Below are 15,534 nucleotides of genomic sequence, written 5' to 3'. Positions count from 1 at the left end.
GCGATTCGGGTTGCATTGCATCCGATTCTCACAACCCTTCCCTGTGGGAGCGACGTGAGTCGCGACGCCTTCCAGCGCATCGGCTCCGGAAACCACCATCGCGACTCACGTCGCTCCCACAAGAAGGCATTTCCGCGGTTCAGCGTTTCGCGGGCGTGTCGGTGAACAGGGCTTCGCGGGTCACATCCAGCAGCTGCTCGTCCGGGTCGTTGCTCTGCTCCCAGTACATCACGCCGCCCAGGCCCTTCTCGCGCACGTAGGCCACCTTGGCTTTCAGCGCCTGCGGATCCTCGTAGCTGATCATCTTGCGCAGCGTCGGATTCCACAGCCACGCCGCCTGTGCCTGGTCGTCCCAATGGCGGACATAGCCTTCTTTGTTCAGCCGTGAACGGGCGATCTCCCGCCAGGAAATGAAGCCGCCGCCGCTGGCGAACGGCTGGTCCAGGCCATTGTTGCCGTCGGTCACCTCGTCGAAGGTGCGGCCGTAGAATGCCAGGCCGACGTGCAGCTTGCGTGGCGGCGTGCCGCCGGCGAGGAACTCCTCCACCGCCTGCACCGTGTTGCGGCTGCCCGGCTCGGCCGTGCGCGACGGACGCAGGCCGGCGTGGTGGCCGGTGGTGCGCTTGAGGCTGCCGTAGAAGTCGTAGGTCATCAGGTTGATCCAGTCCAGGATCGCCGAGATGCGCGGGATGTCCAGGCCGCGCGCCGCGTCACCGTCGGCCGCGGCGATGGTCAGCAGGTAATACCGATCTCCCTGGGTCTTGCCGAGCGCGTCGAGTTTCGTGCGTACAGCCTCCAGCATCAGCGGGAAGTTGGCCTTGTCGTCGGCGCTGTAGCTGATGCCCGGCCCGGGATGGCCGGGGTATTCCCAGTCGATGTCCACGCCGTCCAGATCATGCCGGCGCACCAGTTCCACCGCGGTGTCGGCGAAGCGCGCACGCGCCGCTTCGGTGGCGGCCGCTTCGGAGAAATTTCCCGCGCCCCAGCCGCCGACCGACAGCACGATCTTCAGATCCGGATTGTCCTTGCGCAGCGCGGTCAGTCCCGCCAGCGAGCGCGCCGCGGTTTCGCGGGGCAGGAACACCTCGTGTTGCGGATTGACGTGGGCAAAGGCGAAGTTGATGACGTCCAGCTTGCGCGCGCTGATCGGCGGAAGCTTCTCGCCGTCGGAGACGTAGCCGATCACTCGATATCCCGAATCGTCCTTCGCCTGCGCGGCCTGTGTTTCGACGGCGCCGACCGAGAAAGCGAAAGCCAGCGCCAACCACCCTGACCGAATCAATCTGCTCATTTCATCGCGACTCCAAGCGGGGCCGTCACTATACGATTACTTTCATATTGAGGAAGCGACGCGAATCGCGATGGCGATGAATGTCCGGGCGGCGTCGTTACTTCGCAAGGGAAGGTCATGCGATGACTGTCATGCGCCCCCGGATGTCCGTTCGGATGACGGCAGGACATGGGGTTGGACTGCGGCCTGGATATGGACGGCGTTTCGCCATTCCATCGAAAGGCTGTCGCGACTTACGTCGCTCCTACAGAAAGCGGTGCCACGAATCCATCCTTGTAGGAGCGACGTAAGTCGCGACAATCCCGTCTCGTCCGAGGAGTCAAAAGCTCGCGACTCACGTCGCTCCCACAAGGAACAATGCCGAGAGTCCCATCATGTGGGAGCGACGTCAGTCGCGATTCCCGACCCGCTCGAACAACAAAACGGATCGCAATGGAATCGCCCCAACAGGCAAACGATCTACTGCCCCGGCGGCTCTCGCGGCGGAAAGCGCAGGACCACCCCGCGCACGCCGTCGTCCTGCGGGCGCACCCACAGCACCGGCACCTCGCGCGGCGCCGGGGGTTCCAATTCGTCGTCGATTGGCGCGATCGATTCTTCCTCGTCTTCCCAGCTGTAGCGCTTGCGCGGCAGCGGCGGGTCCAGGCGGCGGAACAGGATCGCGGCGATGAAGCCGCCGACGGCGCCGCCCATGTGCGCCTGCCAGGACACGCCGGGTTCCTGCGGCAAAATGCTCAGCACCATGCCGCCGTAGAACAGGAAGGCGATCATGCCGGCCGCGATCGCGGCGCGGTCCCGGCGCAGCAGGCCGAGCATGAAGATCATGAACATCAGGCCATGGGTCAGGCCGCTGGCGCCGAGGTGATGCGAACCCGGATCGCCCAGCAGCCACGGCCCCAGTCCCGCGCCCAGCCACACCAGCGGCACGGCGCAGGCGGTCGCGCGCGGGTACACCGCGCCGGCGAGGGTGCCGAGCATCAGCAGGGCGGTGGCGTTGGCGGCGATGTGCTCGACCGAACCGTGCAGCAGCGGCGCGGTCAGGATGCCGATGAGGCCTTGCACGTGCAGCGGCGCGATGGCGAACCGGGCCCAGTCGAAGCTGGACTGCGCCGAGAACACCACCGCCAGCAGCAGCACGAAGGCCAGGCTGAGGTTCAGCGCCCACAGCAGGCGCCGGCGGTCATGCCGGCGCTGGGTGTCCGGATCGAAGGCCGGATGATCGGGATGATGCAGGTCCATGGAAATCTGCATGGCGCCCGGCCCCCGCGTTTGCAAGGGCCGGCGGCCGGGGACAGACCATCCCGTGGACGGGATGGCCGTCCCGGCAGCCGGTCAGGCGTGCGTGCCCGGCTTGGCCGGACGCGCCAGGCTCAGGGCGATGGTCACGCCCAGGATCGCGGCCACGCCGGCCAGCGACCACAGCACCGGGATCTTGAACACGTCGATCAGCAGCATCTTGGTGCCGATGAAGGCCAGCACCACCGCCAGGCCGTAGGGCAGCAGGTGGAAGCGATCGGCCATGCCGGCCAGCAGGAAGAACATCGCGCGCAGGCCCAGTACCGCGAACACGTTGGAAGTCAGCACGATGAACGGGTCGGCGGTGATCGCGAAGATCGCCGGGATGCTGTCCACCGCGAAGATCACGTCGGTGACGCCAATCAGCACCAGCACCACGAACAGCGGGGTGTACCAGCGCTTGCCGTCGCGGACGACGCTCAGTGCCTCGCCGTGGTACTCGGGCGAAAGCGGCAGGTGCCCGCGCATCCAGCGCAGCACCGGGTTGCGCTCCAGATCCGGCTCCTTGCCTGCCGCGAACCACATCTTCACGCCGGTCAGCAGCAGGAACGCGCCGAACACGTACAGCAGCCAGTGGAAGTGGGCCAACAGCGCGGCGCCGGCGAAGATCAGGATGCTGCGCAGGACGATCGCGCCGAGGATGCCGATCACCAGCACGCGCTGGCGCTGCTCCTCCGGCACCGCGAAGTAGCTCATCAGCATCAGGAACACGAAGATGTTGTCGACAGCCAGCGATTTCTCCACCAGGTAACCGGTGAGGAATTCCAGGCCGACCTTGTTGGCCATCGCCACGCCGGCGGTTTCATTGACGTACCACCACAGGCCGGCGTTGAACAGCAGTGCCAGGCCGATCCAGCCCAGGCTCCAGTACAGCGCCTCCTTGAACGTCACCCGGTGCGCGCCGCCATGGCGCATCAGCACCAGATCGACCAGCAGCGCGATCAACACCACGCCGGCGAAGCCGGCCCACAACCATGGATTGCCTATCGTTTGCATCGAAAGTCCCGTCGGAAAGAGTCAAGTCCAGGCCGCAGGGCGACAGGCATGCACGGGATCGGGGGGACTCCGGGGCAGATCTTCGCCGTTGCGGCGAAGGTCTCGCTCACAGCCAGGTCTCTGGCTGCCGTGGGACCGGAGCGTGAACGCTCGAAATGACGGCCGGCACGTTGGGAGCTACTCCCCTTCTGGCGGCGATTTTCAGGGCAAGGGGCCGGGCCGGTCAACGGGAAATGTAAAATGGCGTTCATGAACAGCCCGCTCCCCGTCGTACGCCTCAAGAACGCTTGGCGCTCCAGCCACCCGTGGATTTTCCAGAAACTGGTGGAGAAGCCCGTCCAGAAGCCCAAGCCGGGCAGCATCGTCGACGTGGTCGGGGTGGACGGCGAGTGGATCGGCCGGGGCTTCTACAACGGCCATTCGCGCATCGCCGTGCGCATCCTGGAGACCCATCCGGAGGTCCCGATCGACGCCGGCTGGTTCTCGCGCAAGATCGCCGAGGCGGTGTCGCTGCGGCGTGACGTGCTCAAACTGGAGGCGACCACCGACGCCTGGCGGGTGGTCCACGCCGAGGGCGACGGCCTGTCGGGCCTGGTGGTGGATCGTTACGGCGACCTGCTGGTGGTCGAGTTCTTCAGCGCCGGCATGTTCCGCCACCGCGAGTGGATCTACGAGGCCCTGCAGGAACAGTTCCCCGGCGCGCGCTTCTACAGCTTCGCCGAGGAGCACATCCAGAAACAGGAGAGCTTCGATTTCCGCGGCAGCGATCCGGTGCCGCCGGCCGTCATCAGCGAGTACGGGGTGAAGTTCCGCGCCGATCCGGCCGGGGCGCACAAGACCGGCTTCTTCGCCGACCAGCGCGAGAACCGCGAATGGCTGTCGCACCAGTGCGGCGGCAAGCGGGTGCTGGACCTGTGCTGCAACACCGGCGGTTTCGCCGTCTACGCGGCCGCGCGCGGCGCCAGCGAAGTGGTCGGCGTGGACATCGACCAGGATGTGATCGAGATCGCCAAGGGCAACGCGCGCTTGAACGACGTGCGGCCGAAGTTCGTGCAGGCCGACATCTTCCCGTACCTGCGCGATGCGGCGAACCGGGGCGATCAGTACGACGTGGTGATCCTGGATCCGGCCAAGATGACCCGCGATCGCGAACAGGTCATCGCGGCGCTGAAGAAATACCTGGACATGAACAAGCTGGCACTGGGCGTGGTCAAGCCGGGCGGCCTGTTCGCGACCTTTTCCTGCACCGGCCTGGTCAGCGAGGAACAGTTCCTCGACATGCTGCGCCGCGCGGCCTACTTCTCCGGTCGCACCATCCAGATCCTCAAGGTGTCCGGCGCTGGCGCCGACCATCCCTTCATGGCGCACGTGCAGGAATCGCGCTACCTGAAGGCGGTGTTCTGCCGGGTGGTGGACTGAGCGGTCGGCGGGGGACCTTGCAAAAGCAAATCCCCCTCATTCCCCCTTTTTCAAAGGGGGAGGTCAAAGCGGGCTCCGACGATAGAGTTTCTCTTAGCCCCCTTGACCAGCCATTCGGCTGTTGGGAAGCGCCTGCTCTTGGCGCGAAAGCAAATCCCCCTCATTCCCCCTTTTGCAAAGGGGAAGAAGAAGAGGGTTCCTGACGATAAGGCTTTCACTTGGCCCCTTTGAAAAAGGGGGCGGGCGCCGAAGGCGACGGGGGATTTGCTCTTCGCGCAAACAGTGAATCCCCCACAATCCCCCTTCTCCGAAGGGGGAGGCAGAAGCAAGAAAGCTCCCTGATCCCTCAGCCTTCCGGCGACAATTCGATGCAGTCGAACTTCACGTCCGGATCCACGTCGGCGTCATAGTCCACGTCATCGCGCTCGAAGCCGAACAGCTTCAGGAACTCGTGCTTGTAGTTGGCGTAGTCGGTCAGGGCGAACAGGTTCTCGCTGGTGATCTGCGGCCACAGCGCCTTGGCCTTGGCCTGCACTTCCGGACGCAGTTCCCAGTCGTCCAGGCGCAGGCGGTTCTCGTCGTCGGTCTGCGCCGGCTGGCCGTCCGCGCGGTACATGCGATCGCGGAACAGGCGGTCGAGCTGCTCGATGGTGCCTTCGTGCAGGCCCAGTTCCTTCATCACCTTGAACACGATGCTGATGTACAGCGGCATCACCGGAATCGCCGAGCTGGCCTGGGTCACCACCGACTTCAGCACCGCGACATTGGCACCGCCGCCGGTCGCTTCCAGGCGCTTGTCCAGGCGGTGCGCGGTCTGGTCCAGATCGACCTTGGCCCGGCCCAGCGCGCCATGCCAGTAGATCGGCCAGGTGATGTCGGTGCCGATATAGCTGAAGGCGACCGTGCGCGCGCCGTCGGCCAGCACGCCGGCCTTGGCCAGCGCGTCGATCCACAGTTCCCAGTCCTGACCGCCCATCACGGTGATCGTGTCCTCGATCTCCTGCTCGGTCGCCGGCTCGATGGTCGCCTGGATGATGGCGTCCTTGTTGGTGTCGATGGCGGTGGAGGTGTAGGCCGCGCCGATCGGCTTGAGCGCCGAGCGCTTCAGCTCGCCGGTCGAGGGCAGCTTGCGCACCGGCGAGGCCAGCGAGTAGATCACCAGGTCCACCTGGCCACCCATTTCGTTCTTGATCAGCTCGATGACCTGGGCGCGGGCTTCGTCGGAGAACGCGTCGCCATTGATGGAACGGCTGTAGAGCCCGGCTTCCTTGGCGAACTTGTCGAACGCGGCGGCGTTGTACCAGCCGGCGGTGCCGGCCTTCTTCTCGCTGCCCGGCTTCTCGAAGAACACGCCCAGGGTGTCCGCGCCGAAACCGAACGCCGCCGAGATGCGCGCCGCCAGCCCGTAGCCGCTGGACGCACCAATCACCAATACCTTCTTCGGACCGTCCGTGCGCACGCCCTGCGCGCGCGTGGCGGCGATCTGGTCACGGACGTTGAGCTCGCAACCGAGCGGATGGGTGGTGGTGCAGATGAAGCCGCGGACTTTGGGATGGATGATCAACGTCGGGTACCAGGCGGTGTTTGTCTGCGCGGCATCTTACCCGCCCGCGCCCCGCGGAATGAAGCAGGCCGGTATCGGTGGCATTCCGTTCGCCTGCGTACAGTCGCCATCGCGCATGAAAAAAGCGGGCCGGAGCCCGCTTCTTCCCGGCGTGTTGCCGGCGGCGAGGCTTACGCGTCGCTGCCCTTGGCCAACAGGCTGCTGCGACGGCTGTACAGCAGGTAGACCACCACGCCGATGGCGTTCCAGGCCAGGAACCACAGCTGGGTGGTGCGCGGCAGGCTCCAGAACAGATACAGGCAGCCGCCGATCGCCAGCGGGCCGACCAGCCAGGCGGCCGGCGTGCGGAACACGCGCGGACGGTTGGGATCGCGTTTGCGCAGCACCAGCAGGCATACCGCCACCGCGATGAACGCCGCCAGCGTGCCGGCGTTGGCCAGCGCAGCGATTTCGTCCAGGCGCGCCACGCCGGCCAGCGCGGCCACCAGGATCGCGGTGAACACGGTGATCGCCACCGGCGTGCCGGTGCGGGGGTTGACCTTGGACAGCCCGCGCGGCAGCAGGCCGTCACGCGACATCACGAAGAAGATGCGGCTCTGGCCGTACAGGAACGCCAGCAGCACAGTCGGCAGGGCGACCACGGCGGCGCCGGCGATGACCTTGGCGGCGGTGCCCTGGCCGAGTTCGCGCAGGATCAGCGCCAGCGGCTCCGGGCTCTGGCCGAACACGGTGTAGCTCATCGCGCCGACCGCGGCGGCGGCGACCACGATATAGATCAGGGTGCAGCCGATCATCGAACCGACGATGCCGATCGAAAGATCCCGACCGGGATTCTTGGTTTCTTCCGCGGCGGTGGAGATCGCATCGAAGCCGTAGAAGGCGAAGAAGATGATCGCCGCCGCGGCCATCACCCCGCGCTCGACGCCGTCCGCACCCATCGACTTGACGAAGCCGTAGGGCATGAAGGGTTCCAGGTGGGCCGCATCGAACTGCGGCAGCGCGATGGCGACGAACACCGCCAGCGCGATCACCTTCACCACCACCAGGATGGCGTTGAGGGTGGCGCTCTCGCGGGTGCCGGCAATCAGCAGGCCGGCCACCACGAAGGTGATCAGCACCGCCGGCAGGTTGATCAGGCCGCCTGCGTGCGGACCGACGGTCAGCATGGTCGGCAAATCAACGCCCATGCCTTTCAGGAAGCCGACCGCGTAACCCGACCAGCCCACCGCGACCGTGCTGACCACCAGCGAGTACTCCAGGATCAGGCTCCAGCCGACCACCCAGGCGATGGATTCGCCCAGCACGGTGTAGCTGTAGGTATAGGCACTGCCGGCCGCGGGCATCAGCGTCGCCATCTCGGCATAGGCCAGCGCCGCGCAGGCGCAGACCACGCCGGCGACCACGAACGACAGCAGCACGGCGGGACCGGCCAGGTTCGCGCCCACCCCGATCAGGGTGTAGATGCCGGTCCCGACGATCGCGCCGATGCCCAGCGCCACCAGATGGGGCCAGCTCAGCGTGGGCACCAGCCGGCGGCCCTCCTCGTGCACGGTGACGCGATCGATGGACTTGCGCCGGAGCCAGGTCTGCATGGAGTGTCCTTGAATACGGAAGGGACCCGGCAGGCCGGGTGAGGCTCGACGGCAATATGAGTCGAGGCGCGTGCAGGCTAAAGGCCGGTCGCCCGGCTGGCAATCGGCAGCGCACCACCGGTGTCCGGGTTTACGGTTGCCGAAGAGCGCTGGATGCTGGCGCGAAAAGCAAGCGCTTCTCAACCGCCGAATGCGGGTCAAGCCCCGTCACCCGCTGACGCGGCCGCCCGCCCCCTTTTTAAAAGGGGGCATCCAGACGATGCCCAGACCTGGGAACCCGCTTCTCCTCCCCCTTCGAAGAAGGGGGACCGAGGGGATTTGCTTCTGCCCCGGGCCGGGGCGCCGAACCCTACCGCCCGCGATGCTTCTTCAGATACTCCGCCAGCGCCACGGCCTGGTTGTGCTCGGGGTCGCGCGCGCCGTAGACCAGGGTCACCCGGCCGTGCTTCAAAGCCTCGCGCAGCGGTGCCAATGCTTCGGGCTGGGCGTCCAGTTCGGCGAAGTAACGCTCCCGGAACCCATCCCAGCGCGATGGCTCATGCCCGTACCAGGTACGCAATTCGGCGCTGGGCGCCACCGCCTTCATCCACTCCGCGTCCAGCTTCTCCTTCGACACCCCGCGCGGCCACAGCCGGTCGACCAGGATCCGCTTGCCGTCCGTCCGTGCGGCGGGTTCGTAGGCACGCTTGATCCGCAGGTCCATGGGTCTCCTCAACCAGTGCCCAGCCGCACGCCAAAGCCAACCAGGAAAACGCCAGCCAGCGATTGCAGCCAGCGTCGCAGGCGCGGCTGCTGGCGCACCCGCTGGCTCATCGCGTGGCCGGCCAGGATCAGCAGCGAGCAGTACAGCAGCGTGATCACCGCGATCAGCGCCGCCATCGTGGCGAAGGTCGCCAGGCCCTGGTGGTGGGCCGGATCGATGAACAGCGGGAAGAACGCCATGTAGAAGATGATGGCCTTCGGATTCAGCAGGGTGACCAGGATGCCCTGGCGGAAATAGCGCCCGGCTTCCATCCGCACCGGACCACCGGCGCCTTCGCCGCGCTGCCACAGCAGTTGCACGCCAATCCAGATCAGATAGGCGGCGCCGGCGTACTTCACCAGCCCGAACAGCACCGGATTGGCCTTCAGCAGCGCGGCCACGCCGATCACCGCCAGCCACATCAGGATCTGATCGCCCAGCGCCAGTCCGGCCAGGGTCGCGTAACCGGCGCGCAGGCCGCCCTTGCCGGTGGCCGTCAGCAGCGAAAACGTGCCCGGACCGGGAATGGCGAGGAAGACGATCACGGCCGCCACGAAGGTGCCGAGATCCTGGATGCCCATCCACTGCATGGCGATTCGTTTCAATCAGGGGAACTCGGATTCTGCGCCCGAAAATCCGGCCTGTCATGCGCGTGCGCCGGCGGTTTGCCGCGACGTTGGTATCAAGGACTGAGACGCGCCCGGCTACACTGTCCGCCATGGATACCCAGACCCTGCTCGTCCTGCTCCTGATCCTCGCCGCCGCGGCCGTCGTGTTGTTGGTCGTGTTGCTGCTGCGCCGACCCGAGGACCGTCTGGGCGGCGTACTGGAGCGCGCGCTGCGCGACGAACAGCGCGACGGGCGCGGCGAGCTGCGCGAGCAGCTGGAAGGGTTGTCGCGCCAGCAGGAAATCCGCATCGAGGGCTTCGGTCGCAGCCTGGCCGATCTGAGCACCCGCACCGACCAGCGATTGGACGTCCTGCGCGAGGCACTGAACGAGGATGCCCGCAAAGGCCGGCTGGAAGCGGCCGAATCGCAGCAGCGTTTCGCCGACACCCTGGGCCAGCGGCTGGCCGAACTGACCCAGCGCAACGAACTGCGCATCGGCGAGATGCGCACCACCCTGGAAGCGCGACTGAAGGAACTGCAGGCCGACAACACCGCCAAGCTGGAGCAGATGCGGCAGACGGTGGATGAAAAACTGCAGACCACCCTGGAAGCGCGGCTGGGCGCCTCGTTCAAGCTGGTGTCCGAGCGGCTGGAGCAGGTGCAGCGCGGGCTGGGCGAAATGCAGCAGTTGGCCACCGGCGTGGGTGACCTCAAGCGCGTGCTGAACAACGTCAAGGATCGCGGCGGCTGGGGCGAAGTGCAGCTGGAAAACCTGCTCGAACAGGTGCTCACCGGCGAGCAGTTCGCGCGCGGCGTGCGGGTTCGCCCCGAAAGCAGCGAAGCGGTCGACTTCGCCATCCGTCTGCCCGGGCGCGGCGAGGATCAGGCGCCGGTGTGGCTGCCGATCGACGCCAAGTTCCCGCGCGAGGATTTCGAGCGCCTGCTGGACGCGCAGGAACGCGGCGACACCGAAGCGATGCGCGGCGCGGGCGCGCAACTCGAACGCGCGATCAAGGTGCAGGCCAAGTCAATCAATGAAAAGTACGTGGTGCCGCCGCACACCACCGACTTCGCGGTGATGTTCCTGGCCACCGAGGGCCTCTATGCGGAAGCGATCCGCCGGCCCGGCCTGGTCGATACCCTGCAGCGCGAACACCGCATCGTGGTGGCCGGCCCGACCACCCTGGCCGCGCTGCTCAACAGCCTGCAGATGGGCTTCCGCACCCTGGCCATCGAACAGCGCTCCAGCGAGGTCCGCCACCTGCTGGGCGCGGTGAAGACCGAGTTCGGCAAGTTCGCGACGGTACTGGAGAAGGCGCACAGCCAGCTCGATACCGTGCAGAACAGCATCAAGGCCGCCGGCGTGCGCACCCGCGCCATCGAGCGCCAGCTGCGCAACGTCGAAGCCCTGCCCGGCGAGGACAGCCAGAAGCTGCTCGGCGCCGACGAGGCGGAATAGCCTCGACCCCTGGGCCCATCCCTGTGGGAGCGACGTCAGTCGCGATTGTTCCAACGTTCGGAACCCCCAAACTCGCGACTGACGTCGCTCCCACAGGAAGCCATCCGGAACCGGTTGGAAAAACAAAAAACCGGCGCACTGCGCCGGTTTTCTTTGCGGGAGATCCGCTTCGCGACCAACGTCGGTCGCGGCGGGCCTCAGTCGCCCGGAGTGAGCTGCGGCATCGGCATGGCGTTGGCCGGAACGGTCGGATCCGGATCCTCGTCGTTGAGGTAGTCCGGCAGCGACTGGTCCTGATCCTGCGAGCGGGTGCCCTCGATCTGGTAGGCGCGGCGCTGCATCCACGAATCGCGGACCAGGGTGTAGTCGTCGACCGCGCCTTCGCGCAGGCTGTCCAGCGACAGCAGCTGGGCGCGGGTGTCCACCAGGTTCAGGCCCTGCAGGAAGATGCGGGTCTTGTCGTCCTCGATGTAGCGCACCGGACTGAGCGGAATGTCGCCAGCCAGGCCGAACACGTCGCGCACGGTGCGCGGGCCGAAGAAAGGCAGTTCTACGTAGCGCGACTTCTTCCAGCCCCAGACGCCCAGGGTCTGGCCGAAATCCTCGCTGCGACGGGGCAGCTTCGCGTCGGAAGCCGGATCGAAAATGCCGCCGATGCCCAGCGTGGAGTTCAACAGGAACCGGCCCAGCGCCTGGCCGGCGTACTTGGGGCGGCCCTGCAACAGGTGGTTGATGGCGGCCAGCGGCTGGGTCAGGTTGTCGAAGAAATTGCTCACGCCCAGTCGCATCGGCCGCGGCACCACGTTGGAATAGGCGCGGGCCAGCGGGCGCGCGACCGCGCGATCCACCGCGTTGTTGAAGCGGTGCACCTTGCGGTTGAACTTCTCCCACGGGTCGTACACCGCCGGCGACGACACCGCGGCGGGCAGGGTGGGGTCTGCCACCGCACCGCCGTAGATGGCGGCGAAGTCGTCTTCGGCACTGGTGGCCGGCGCACCGGCATCGGTGGTCGCGGCAGTGGCCGGCACTTCCACCGGCGGAACCGTGGCGCCGGGATCCGGTGCGATTTCAGTCGAGGACGAAGGCGCGGCTTCGGCGGCGGCCACCGGTGCGCCGCCGTCGATCACGGTGGCGCCGGCGGCGGGATCCGGAGCGGAGGCCGTCTTCGGCGCCGACGCGCAGGCCGTGGCCAGCGCGGCGAACAGGAGCACGGTGCAGAGTCGGAAGGTGTTCATCCCGTTTCCTTGGAATCTCGGGGGGAGAGGGTCAGGCCGGGAACTCCAGTCCCGGCGTCAGGCGGTACGCGGCACACAGTTCGGTGAAGCCGGCAGGCTGGCCTTCGATGGCCAGCACGCCGCCGGACGCGCGTACCTGCGCGGCCAGTTCGGCCAACAATGCCAAGCCGGCGCTATCCACGGTAGTGACATTGGTCAGGACGATGCGTTGCACGCCGGTGGCCTTGGCCAGTTGCGGCCACAGCGCGACGGCCGCGGCGCGATCCAGCGCACCGCGGAATACCAGCGCGTCGCCCTCGCGGGCGACGCCGGCGTCACTTCTTGCCGCTGGCGCTGGCATTGGTCTGCAACTTGCCGGCACGCAGGTCGGCGGCGACCTGGCTGATCGATTTCTGCCGCAGCGGGGTGTCGAACTGGGTCTTGAACGTCTGCACGAACGAGACGCCCTCCACCATCACGTCGAACACCTTCCACTTGCCGCCCGCCTGGCGCAGCAGGTAATCCACCGGAATCGGCTCGCCGTCCGGGCGCAGCATCTCGCTGGTGACCTTCACGCCGCGTCCGCCGGGCAGGGCGGACTCGGACTTCACCCGCACCTTCAGCTGGGTATTGAAGTCGAGCAGCGCCGAACCGTAACGGGTCATCAGGCTGTCGCCGAGCGCGTCGGCGAAAGTCTTGACGTCGGCGTCGCTGGCGCCGCGTCCGTGGATGCCCAGCACCAGCCGGGCCGCGTACTCGCGGTCGAACAGGTTGTTGAACTCGCCGGACACGTACTGGCGCAGGGTGGCCGGGTTGGCCTTGAACTCGGCACGGCGCTTTTCCAGCGTGCCGATGATGCGTGAGCTGTTGGTCAGCACCACCTGGCTGGCCGAACTCGGCGCGGCCTGGGCGGTGGCGGTCTGCGCGCTGGCGAGCACCGGAACGCCTGCAAGCAGCGCGGTGGCCAAGGCGAACGGCAGGAGGGAACGTTTCATGATCGTTTTCATGGTTGGGTTTGTTCTTCCGTCGGTTGTGCGGGCGGAGCGGCTTCTTCGCCGGGGGGGCTGCTGCCGGCGCTGCCGCCGCCGCTGAACATGTATTTGCCGGCCAGCTGCAACAGATCCACGGCCGGTTGGGTGAAGGCGATTTCCTCGCCGGGCTTCAGTACTTCCGGATCGCCGCCGGGCGACAGGCCGACGTAGTTCTCACCCAGCAGGCCGCTGGTGAAGATGCCGGCGGAGGTATCGGCGGGCAGATCCTTGAACTTGGTATCCAGCGACAGGGTGACGATGGACTCGAACTTGACCGGATCCAGCTGAATGTCGGCCACCTGGCCGACCACCACGCCGCCGATCTTGACCGGCGCCTGCTTGCGCAGCTGGCCCAGGTTGGTGAAGCGCGCCTTCAGCTCGTAGCTGCCGCCACCGATGCCGAAGCGCTTGTTGGTGGAGGCGATCGCCAGCACCAGCAGCGAGGCCAGGGCCAGCAGCAGGAAGGCGCCGACGGCGAATTCGAGACGGGGTCCACGGACGGCCATGGCATCAACTCCGGAAAAGCAGGGCGGAAAGGACGAAATTGAACATCAGCACCAGCAGCGAGGCGTTCACCACCGCGCGGGTGGTCGCCACCGAGGTGCCTTCGATGGTCGGTTCGGCGTGGTAGCCCACGTAGGCCGCGACCAGCGCGCTGGTGCCACCGAACACCGCCGACTTCAGCAGCGCCACGCCGAAGTCGTCCCAGAAATCCACGCTGTTCTGCAACGCGGACCAGAACGTGCCGTTGTCCAGGCCCAGCACGTGCACGGCTTCGAAGTAGCTGGCGCTGATCGCCAGGCTGCAGAAGAAACCGGTCAGCAGCGGCACTGTCAGCACCGCCGCCCAGAAGCGCGGCGCGACCGCCTTGGCGACCGGATCGATGGCCATCAGCTCGAGCGCCTTGATCTGATCGGTGGCGCGCATCAGGCCCAGCTCGGCGGCAATCGAACTGCCGGCGCGGCCGATGAACAGCAGCGCGGTCAGCACCGGACCCAGTTCGCGGTACAGCGACAGGCCCAGCAGCGTCGACAGCGCGTCGGAGGCGCCGAACGTGGTCAGGGTGCGATAGCCCTGCAGGGTCAGCACCAGCCCCACGAACGCGCCGCCGACCGCGATGATCGGCAACGAGCGCCCGCCGATCTTGTAGATCTCGCGGGTCAGCTCGGCGAAGAAATCACGGGTCGGCGCCGAGGCCCGAAACACCGACAGCGAGAACAGCCCCGCGCGGCCAAGCGAACGGGTGGCGGCAATGAACGGCATCAGTGGATCCCTCCCTTAGGCCGCAGTCCCTTCCCCCGCTGGCGGGGGAAGGTGCCCGAAGGGCGGATGGGGGCAAATGCAGGAACCTGGACGAATACGTCTTCATCCCTGCCCCCACCCCAACCCTCCCCCGCGTCGCGGGGGAGGGGGCTATTTATGAGTGCGGCAAGGCGGCCGTGCACGGCTTCGCTTCCCGCTTCCCGCTTCCCGCTTCCCGGCTTCAAGCGGCTTCCCCCACGCGCTTGACCGCATCGAACGCGATCGGGCCATCCGGTTCGCCGCGCAGGAACTGGCGCACCAGCGGGTCGCCGGTGTTCTCCAGTTCGGCCGGCGTACCGGTGAACACCAGGCCGCCGTTGGCGATCACCAGCGCCTGGTCGGCGATCGGCAGGGTTTCGTGGACGTGGTGGGTGACGATGATGCTGGTCAGCCCCAGGGTGTCGTTGAGGCGCTGGATCAGGCTCATGATCACGCCGCTGGCGATCGGATCCAGTCCGGTCAGCGGTTCGTCGTAGATCATCAGCGGCGGATCCAGCGCCAGGGCGCGCGCCAGCGCGACCCGGCGCGCCATGCCGCCGGACAGTTCGCGCGGATACAGATCGGCGGCGGCGCGCAGGCCGACCGCGTTCAACTTGAACTCGACCAGGCGCCGGATCAGCGACGCGGCCAGCCGGGTGTGGGTGCGCAGCGGCAGCGCCACGTTCTCGGCCACGGTCAGATCGGTGAGCAGGCCATTGCCTTGCAACAGAACGCCGATACCCTTGCGCATCTCCAGCAGCGCGTGGCTGCGGCGCGGCACGGCCTGGCCGAATACTTCCACCTGGCCCGCGGCCGGTGGCAGTTCGCCGGTCAGCGCCGCCAGCAGGGTGGACTTGCCGCTGCCGCTGGGACCGAGCACGGCGGTGATGCTGCCGCGCGGCACCGTCAGCGCGATGTCGCGCAGGATGGCGCGTCCGCCGCGATCGAGGCGGACATCGGACAGGCGCACGGCGGGTGTGTCGGCGGATGTCATGGCGGGGGCGGGCGCTTAACGGAAAAGCAACGAGGAAGCTTCGCGG

General features: G+C 67.0%; 15 protein-coding genes. 2 read left to right on the top strand and 13 right to left on the bottom strand.

Features of this window, described 5'->3' with window-relative positions; all coding sequences use genetic code 11:
• Positions 1-139: 139 nt before the first annotated feature.
• The 3 genes from IB228_RS09840 to IB228_RS09830 all read right to left on the bottom strand — a co-directional run bounded on the left by IB228_RS09840 (position 140) and on the right by IB228_RS09830 (position 3,583).
• Positions 140-1,291 carry a glycoside hydrolase family 18 protein gene (locus IB228_RS09840; RefSeq protein ID WP_192198256.1) on the bottom strand — a complete coding sequence of 384 codons (1,152 nt, stop codon included), beginning with the start codon at positions 1,289-1,291 and terminating at the stop codon, positions 140-142.
• A 459-nt stretch (positions 1,292-1,750) separates the two neighbouring features.
• Entirely contained in the window at positions 1,751-2,530 is a 780-nt protein-coding gene (locus IB228_RS09835; protein ID WP_192198255.1) for a rhomboid family intramembrane serine protease, read from the bottom strand.
• Between the two features lie 93 nt (positions 2,531-2,623).
• Positions 2,624-3,583, bottom strand: a complete 960-nt coding sequence (locus IB228_RS09830) for a TerC family protein (RefSeq protein WP_192198254.1) — start codon at positions 3,581-3,583, stop codon at positions 2,624-2,626.
• Positions 3,584-3,832: 249 nt separating this feature from the next.
• Here IB228_RS09830 and IB228_RS09825 point away from each other — a divergent pair, with 249 nt between their 5' ends.
• Positions 3,833-5,002 (top strand): class I SAM-dependent rRNA methyltransferase, encoded by a 1,170-nt coding sequence (locus IB228_RS09825; RefSeq protein WP_192198253.1) that lies wholly within the window; start codon positions 3,833-3,835, stop codon positions 5,000-5,002.
• Positions 5,003-5,348: 346 nt separating this feature from the next.
• Here IB228_RS09825 and fabV read toward each other — a convergent pair whose 3' ends face one another.
• The 4 genes from fabV to leuE form a co-directional block, all read right to left on the bottom strand.
• Positions 5,349-6,566, bottom strand: coding sequence for an enoyl-ACP reductase FabV (gene fabV / locus IB228_RS09820; protein ID WP_183639917.1), 1,218 nt, complete (start codon positions 6,564-6,566; stop codon positions 5,349-5,351).
• Positions 6,567-6,736: 170 nt separating this feature from the next.
• Entirely contained in the window at positions 6,737-8,158 is a 1,422-nt protein-coding gene (locus IB228_RS09815) for an amino acid permease (protein ID WP_183639919.1), read from the bottom strand.
• A 349-nt stretch (positions 8,159-8,507) separates the two neighbouring features.
• Positions 8,508-8,861 (bottom strand): DUF488 domain-containing protein, encoded by a 354-nt coding sequence (locus IB228_RS09810; protein ID WP_192198252.1) that lies wholly within the window; start codon positions 8,859-8,861, stop codon positions 8,508-8,510.
• 8 nt (positions 8,862-8,869) lie between these two features.
• Entirely contained in the window at positions 8,870-9,505 is a 636-nt protein-coding gene (leuE, locus tag IB228_RS09805; RefSeq protein ID WP_225562371.1) for a leucine efflux protein LeuE, read from the bottom strand.
• 113 nt (positions 9,506-9,618) lie between these two features.
• Here leuE and rmuC point away from each other — a divergent pair, with 113 nt between their 5' ends.
• The gene (gene rmuC / locus IB228_RS09800) at positions 9,619-10,968 is read left to right on the top strand and encodes a DNA recombination protein RmuC (protein ID WP_192198251.1); all 1,350 of its coding nucleotides are present in this window, start codon (positions 9,619-9,621) and stop codon (positions 10,966-10,968) included.
• A gap of 197 nt (positions 10,969-11,165) precedes the next feature.
• Here the strand turns inward: rmuC and IB228_RS09795 are convergent, their stop codons facing one another.
• From IB228_RS09795 to IB228_RS09770, 6 genes are all read right to left on the bottom strand, one after another.
• On the bottom strand, positions 11,166-12,203 hold the full coding sequence (locus tag IB228_RS09795; protein WP_192198250.1) for a VacJ family lipoprotein: 1,038 nt from the start codon (positions 12,201-12,203) through the stop codon (positions 11,166-11,168).
• A gap of 31 nt (positions 12,204-12,234) precedes the next feature.
• Positions 12,235-12,543, bottom strand: coding sequence for an STAS domain-containing protein (locus tag IB228_RS09790; protein WP_192198249.1), 309 nt, complete (start codon positions 12,541-12,543; stop codon positions 12,235-12,237).
• Entirely contained in the window at positions 12,518-13,177 is a 660-nt protein-coding gene (locus tag IB228_RS09785) for an ABC transporter substrate-binding protein (protein ID WP_192198248.1), read from the bottom strand. Before IB228_RS09785 ends, IB228_RS09790 begins: the two co-directional genes overlap by 26 nt.
• 8 nt (positions 13,178-13,185) lie before the next feature.
• On the bottom strand, positions 13,186-13,719 hold the full coding sequence (mlaD, locus tag IB228_RS09780; RefSeq protein WP_183639930.1) for an outer membrane lipid asymmetry maintenance protein MlaD: 534 nt from the start codon (positions 13,717-13,719) through the stop codon (positions 13,186-13,188).
• A 4-nt stretch (positions 13,720-13,723) separates the two neighbouring features.
• The gene (locus IB228_RS09775; protein WP_183639932.1) at positions 13,724-14,476 is read right to left on the bottom strand and encodes an MlaE family lipid ABC transporter permease subunit; all 753 of its coding nucleotides are present in this window, start codon (positions 14,474-14,476) and stop codon (positions 13,724-13,726) included.
• A gap of 220 nt (positions 14,477-14,696) precedes the next feature.
• Positions 14,697-15,488, bottom strand: a complete 792-nt coding sequence (locus IB228_RS09770) for an ATP-binding cassette domain-containing protein (protein ID WP_183639934.1) — start codon at positions 15,486-15,488, stop codon at positions 14,697-14,699.
• Positions 15,489-15,534: the final 46 nt, after the last annotated feature.

It is taken from the genome of Pseudoxanthomonas sp. PXM04, from assembly GCF_014851695.1.
Classification (GTDB): Bacteria; Pseudomonadota; Gammaproteobacteria; order Xanthomonadales; family Xanthomonadaceae; genus Pseudoxanthomonas_A; species Pseudoxanthomonas_A beigongshangi.
The sequence above is the reverse complement of the archived record's forward strand: the minus strand, read 5'-3'. Positions and strand labels throughout refer to the sequence as shown.

What these genes read in the sequence shown, in the direction of transcription:
- IB228_RS09790 (WP_192198249.1), bottom strand. Translation starts at nt 12,543, where the DNA reads ATGCCAGCGCCAGCGGCAAGAAGTGACGCCGGCGTCGCCCGCGAGGGC.
- IB228_RS09825 (WP_192198253.1), top strand. Translation starts at nt 3,833, where the DNA reads ATGAACAGCCCGCTCCCCGTCGTACGCCTCAAGAACGCTTGGCGCTCC.
- IB228_RS09775 (WP_183639932.1), bottom strand. Translation starts at nt 14,476, where the DNA reads ATGCCGTTCATTGCCGCCACCCGTTCGCTTGGCCGCGCGGGGCTGTTC.
- IB228_RS09835 (WP_192198255.1), bottom strand. Translation starts at nt 2,530, where the DNA reads ATGGACCTGCATCATCCCGATCATCCGGCCTTCGATCCGGACACCCAG.
- IB228_RS09795 (WP_192198250.1), bottom strand. Translation starts at nt 12,203, where the DNA reads ATGAACACCTTCCGACTCTGCACCGTGCTCCTGTTCGCCGCGCTGGCC.
- mlaD (WP_183639930.1), bottom strand. Translation starts at nt 13,719, where the DNA reads ATGGCCGTCCGTGGACCCCGTCTCGAATTCGCCGTCGGCGCCTTCCTG.
- IB228_RS09840 (WP_192198256.1), bottom strand. Translation starts at nt 1,291, where the DNA reads ATGAGCAGATTGATTCGGTCAGGGTGGTTGGCGCTGGCTTTCGCTTTC.
- rmuC (WP_192198251.1), top strand. Translation starts at nt 9,619, where the DNA reads ATGGATACCCAGACCCTGCTCGTCCTGCTCCTGATCCTCGCCGCCGCG.
- IB228_RS09770 (WP_183639934.1), bottom strand. Translation starts at nt 15,488, where the DNA reads ATGACATCCGCCGACACACCCGCCGTGCGCCTGTCCGATGTCCGCCTC.
- IB228_RS09815 (WP_183639919.1), bottom strand. Translation starts at nt 8,158, where the DNA reads ATGCAGACCTGGCTCCGGCGCAAGTCCATCGATCGCGTCACCGTGCAC.
- IB228_RS09810 (WP_192198252.1), bottom strand. Translation starts at nt 8,861, where the DNA reads ATGGACCTGCGGATCAAGCGTGCCTACGAACCCGCCGCACGGACGGAC.
- IB228_RS09785 (WP_192198248.1), bottom strand. Translation starts at nt 13,177, where the DNA reads ATGAAACGTTCCCTCCTGCCGTTCGCCTTGGCCACCGCGCTGCTTGCA.
- IB228_RS09830 (WP_192198254.1), bottom strand. Translation starts at nt 3,583, where the DNA reads ATGCAAACGATAGGCAATCCATGGTTGTGGGCCGGCTTCGCCGGCGTG.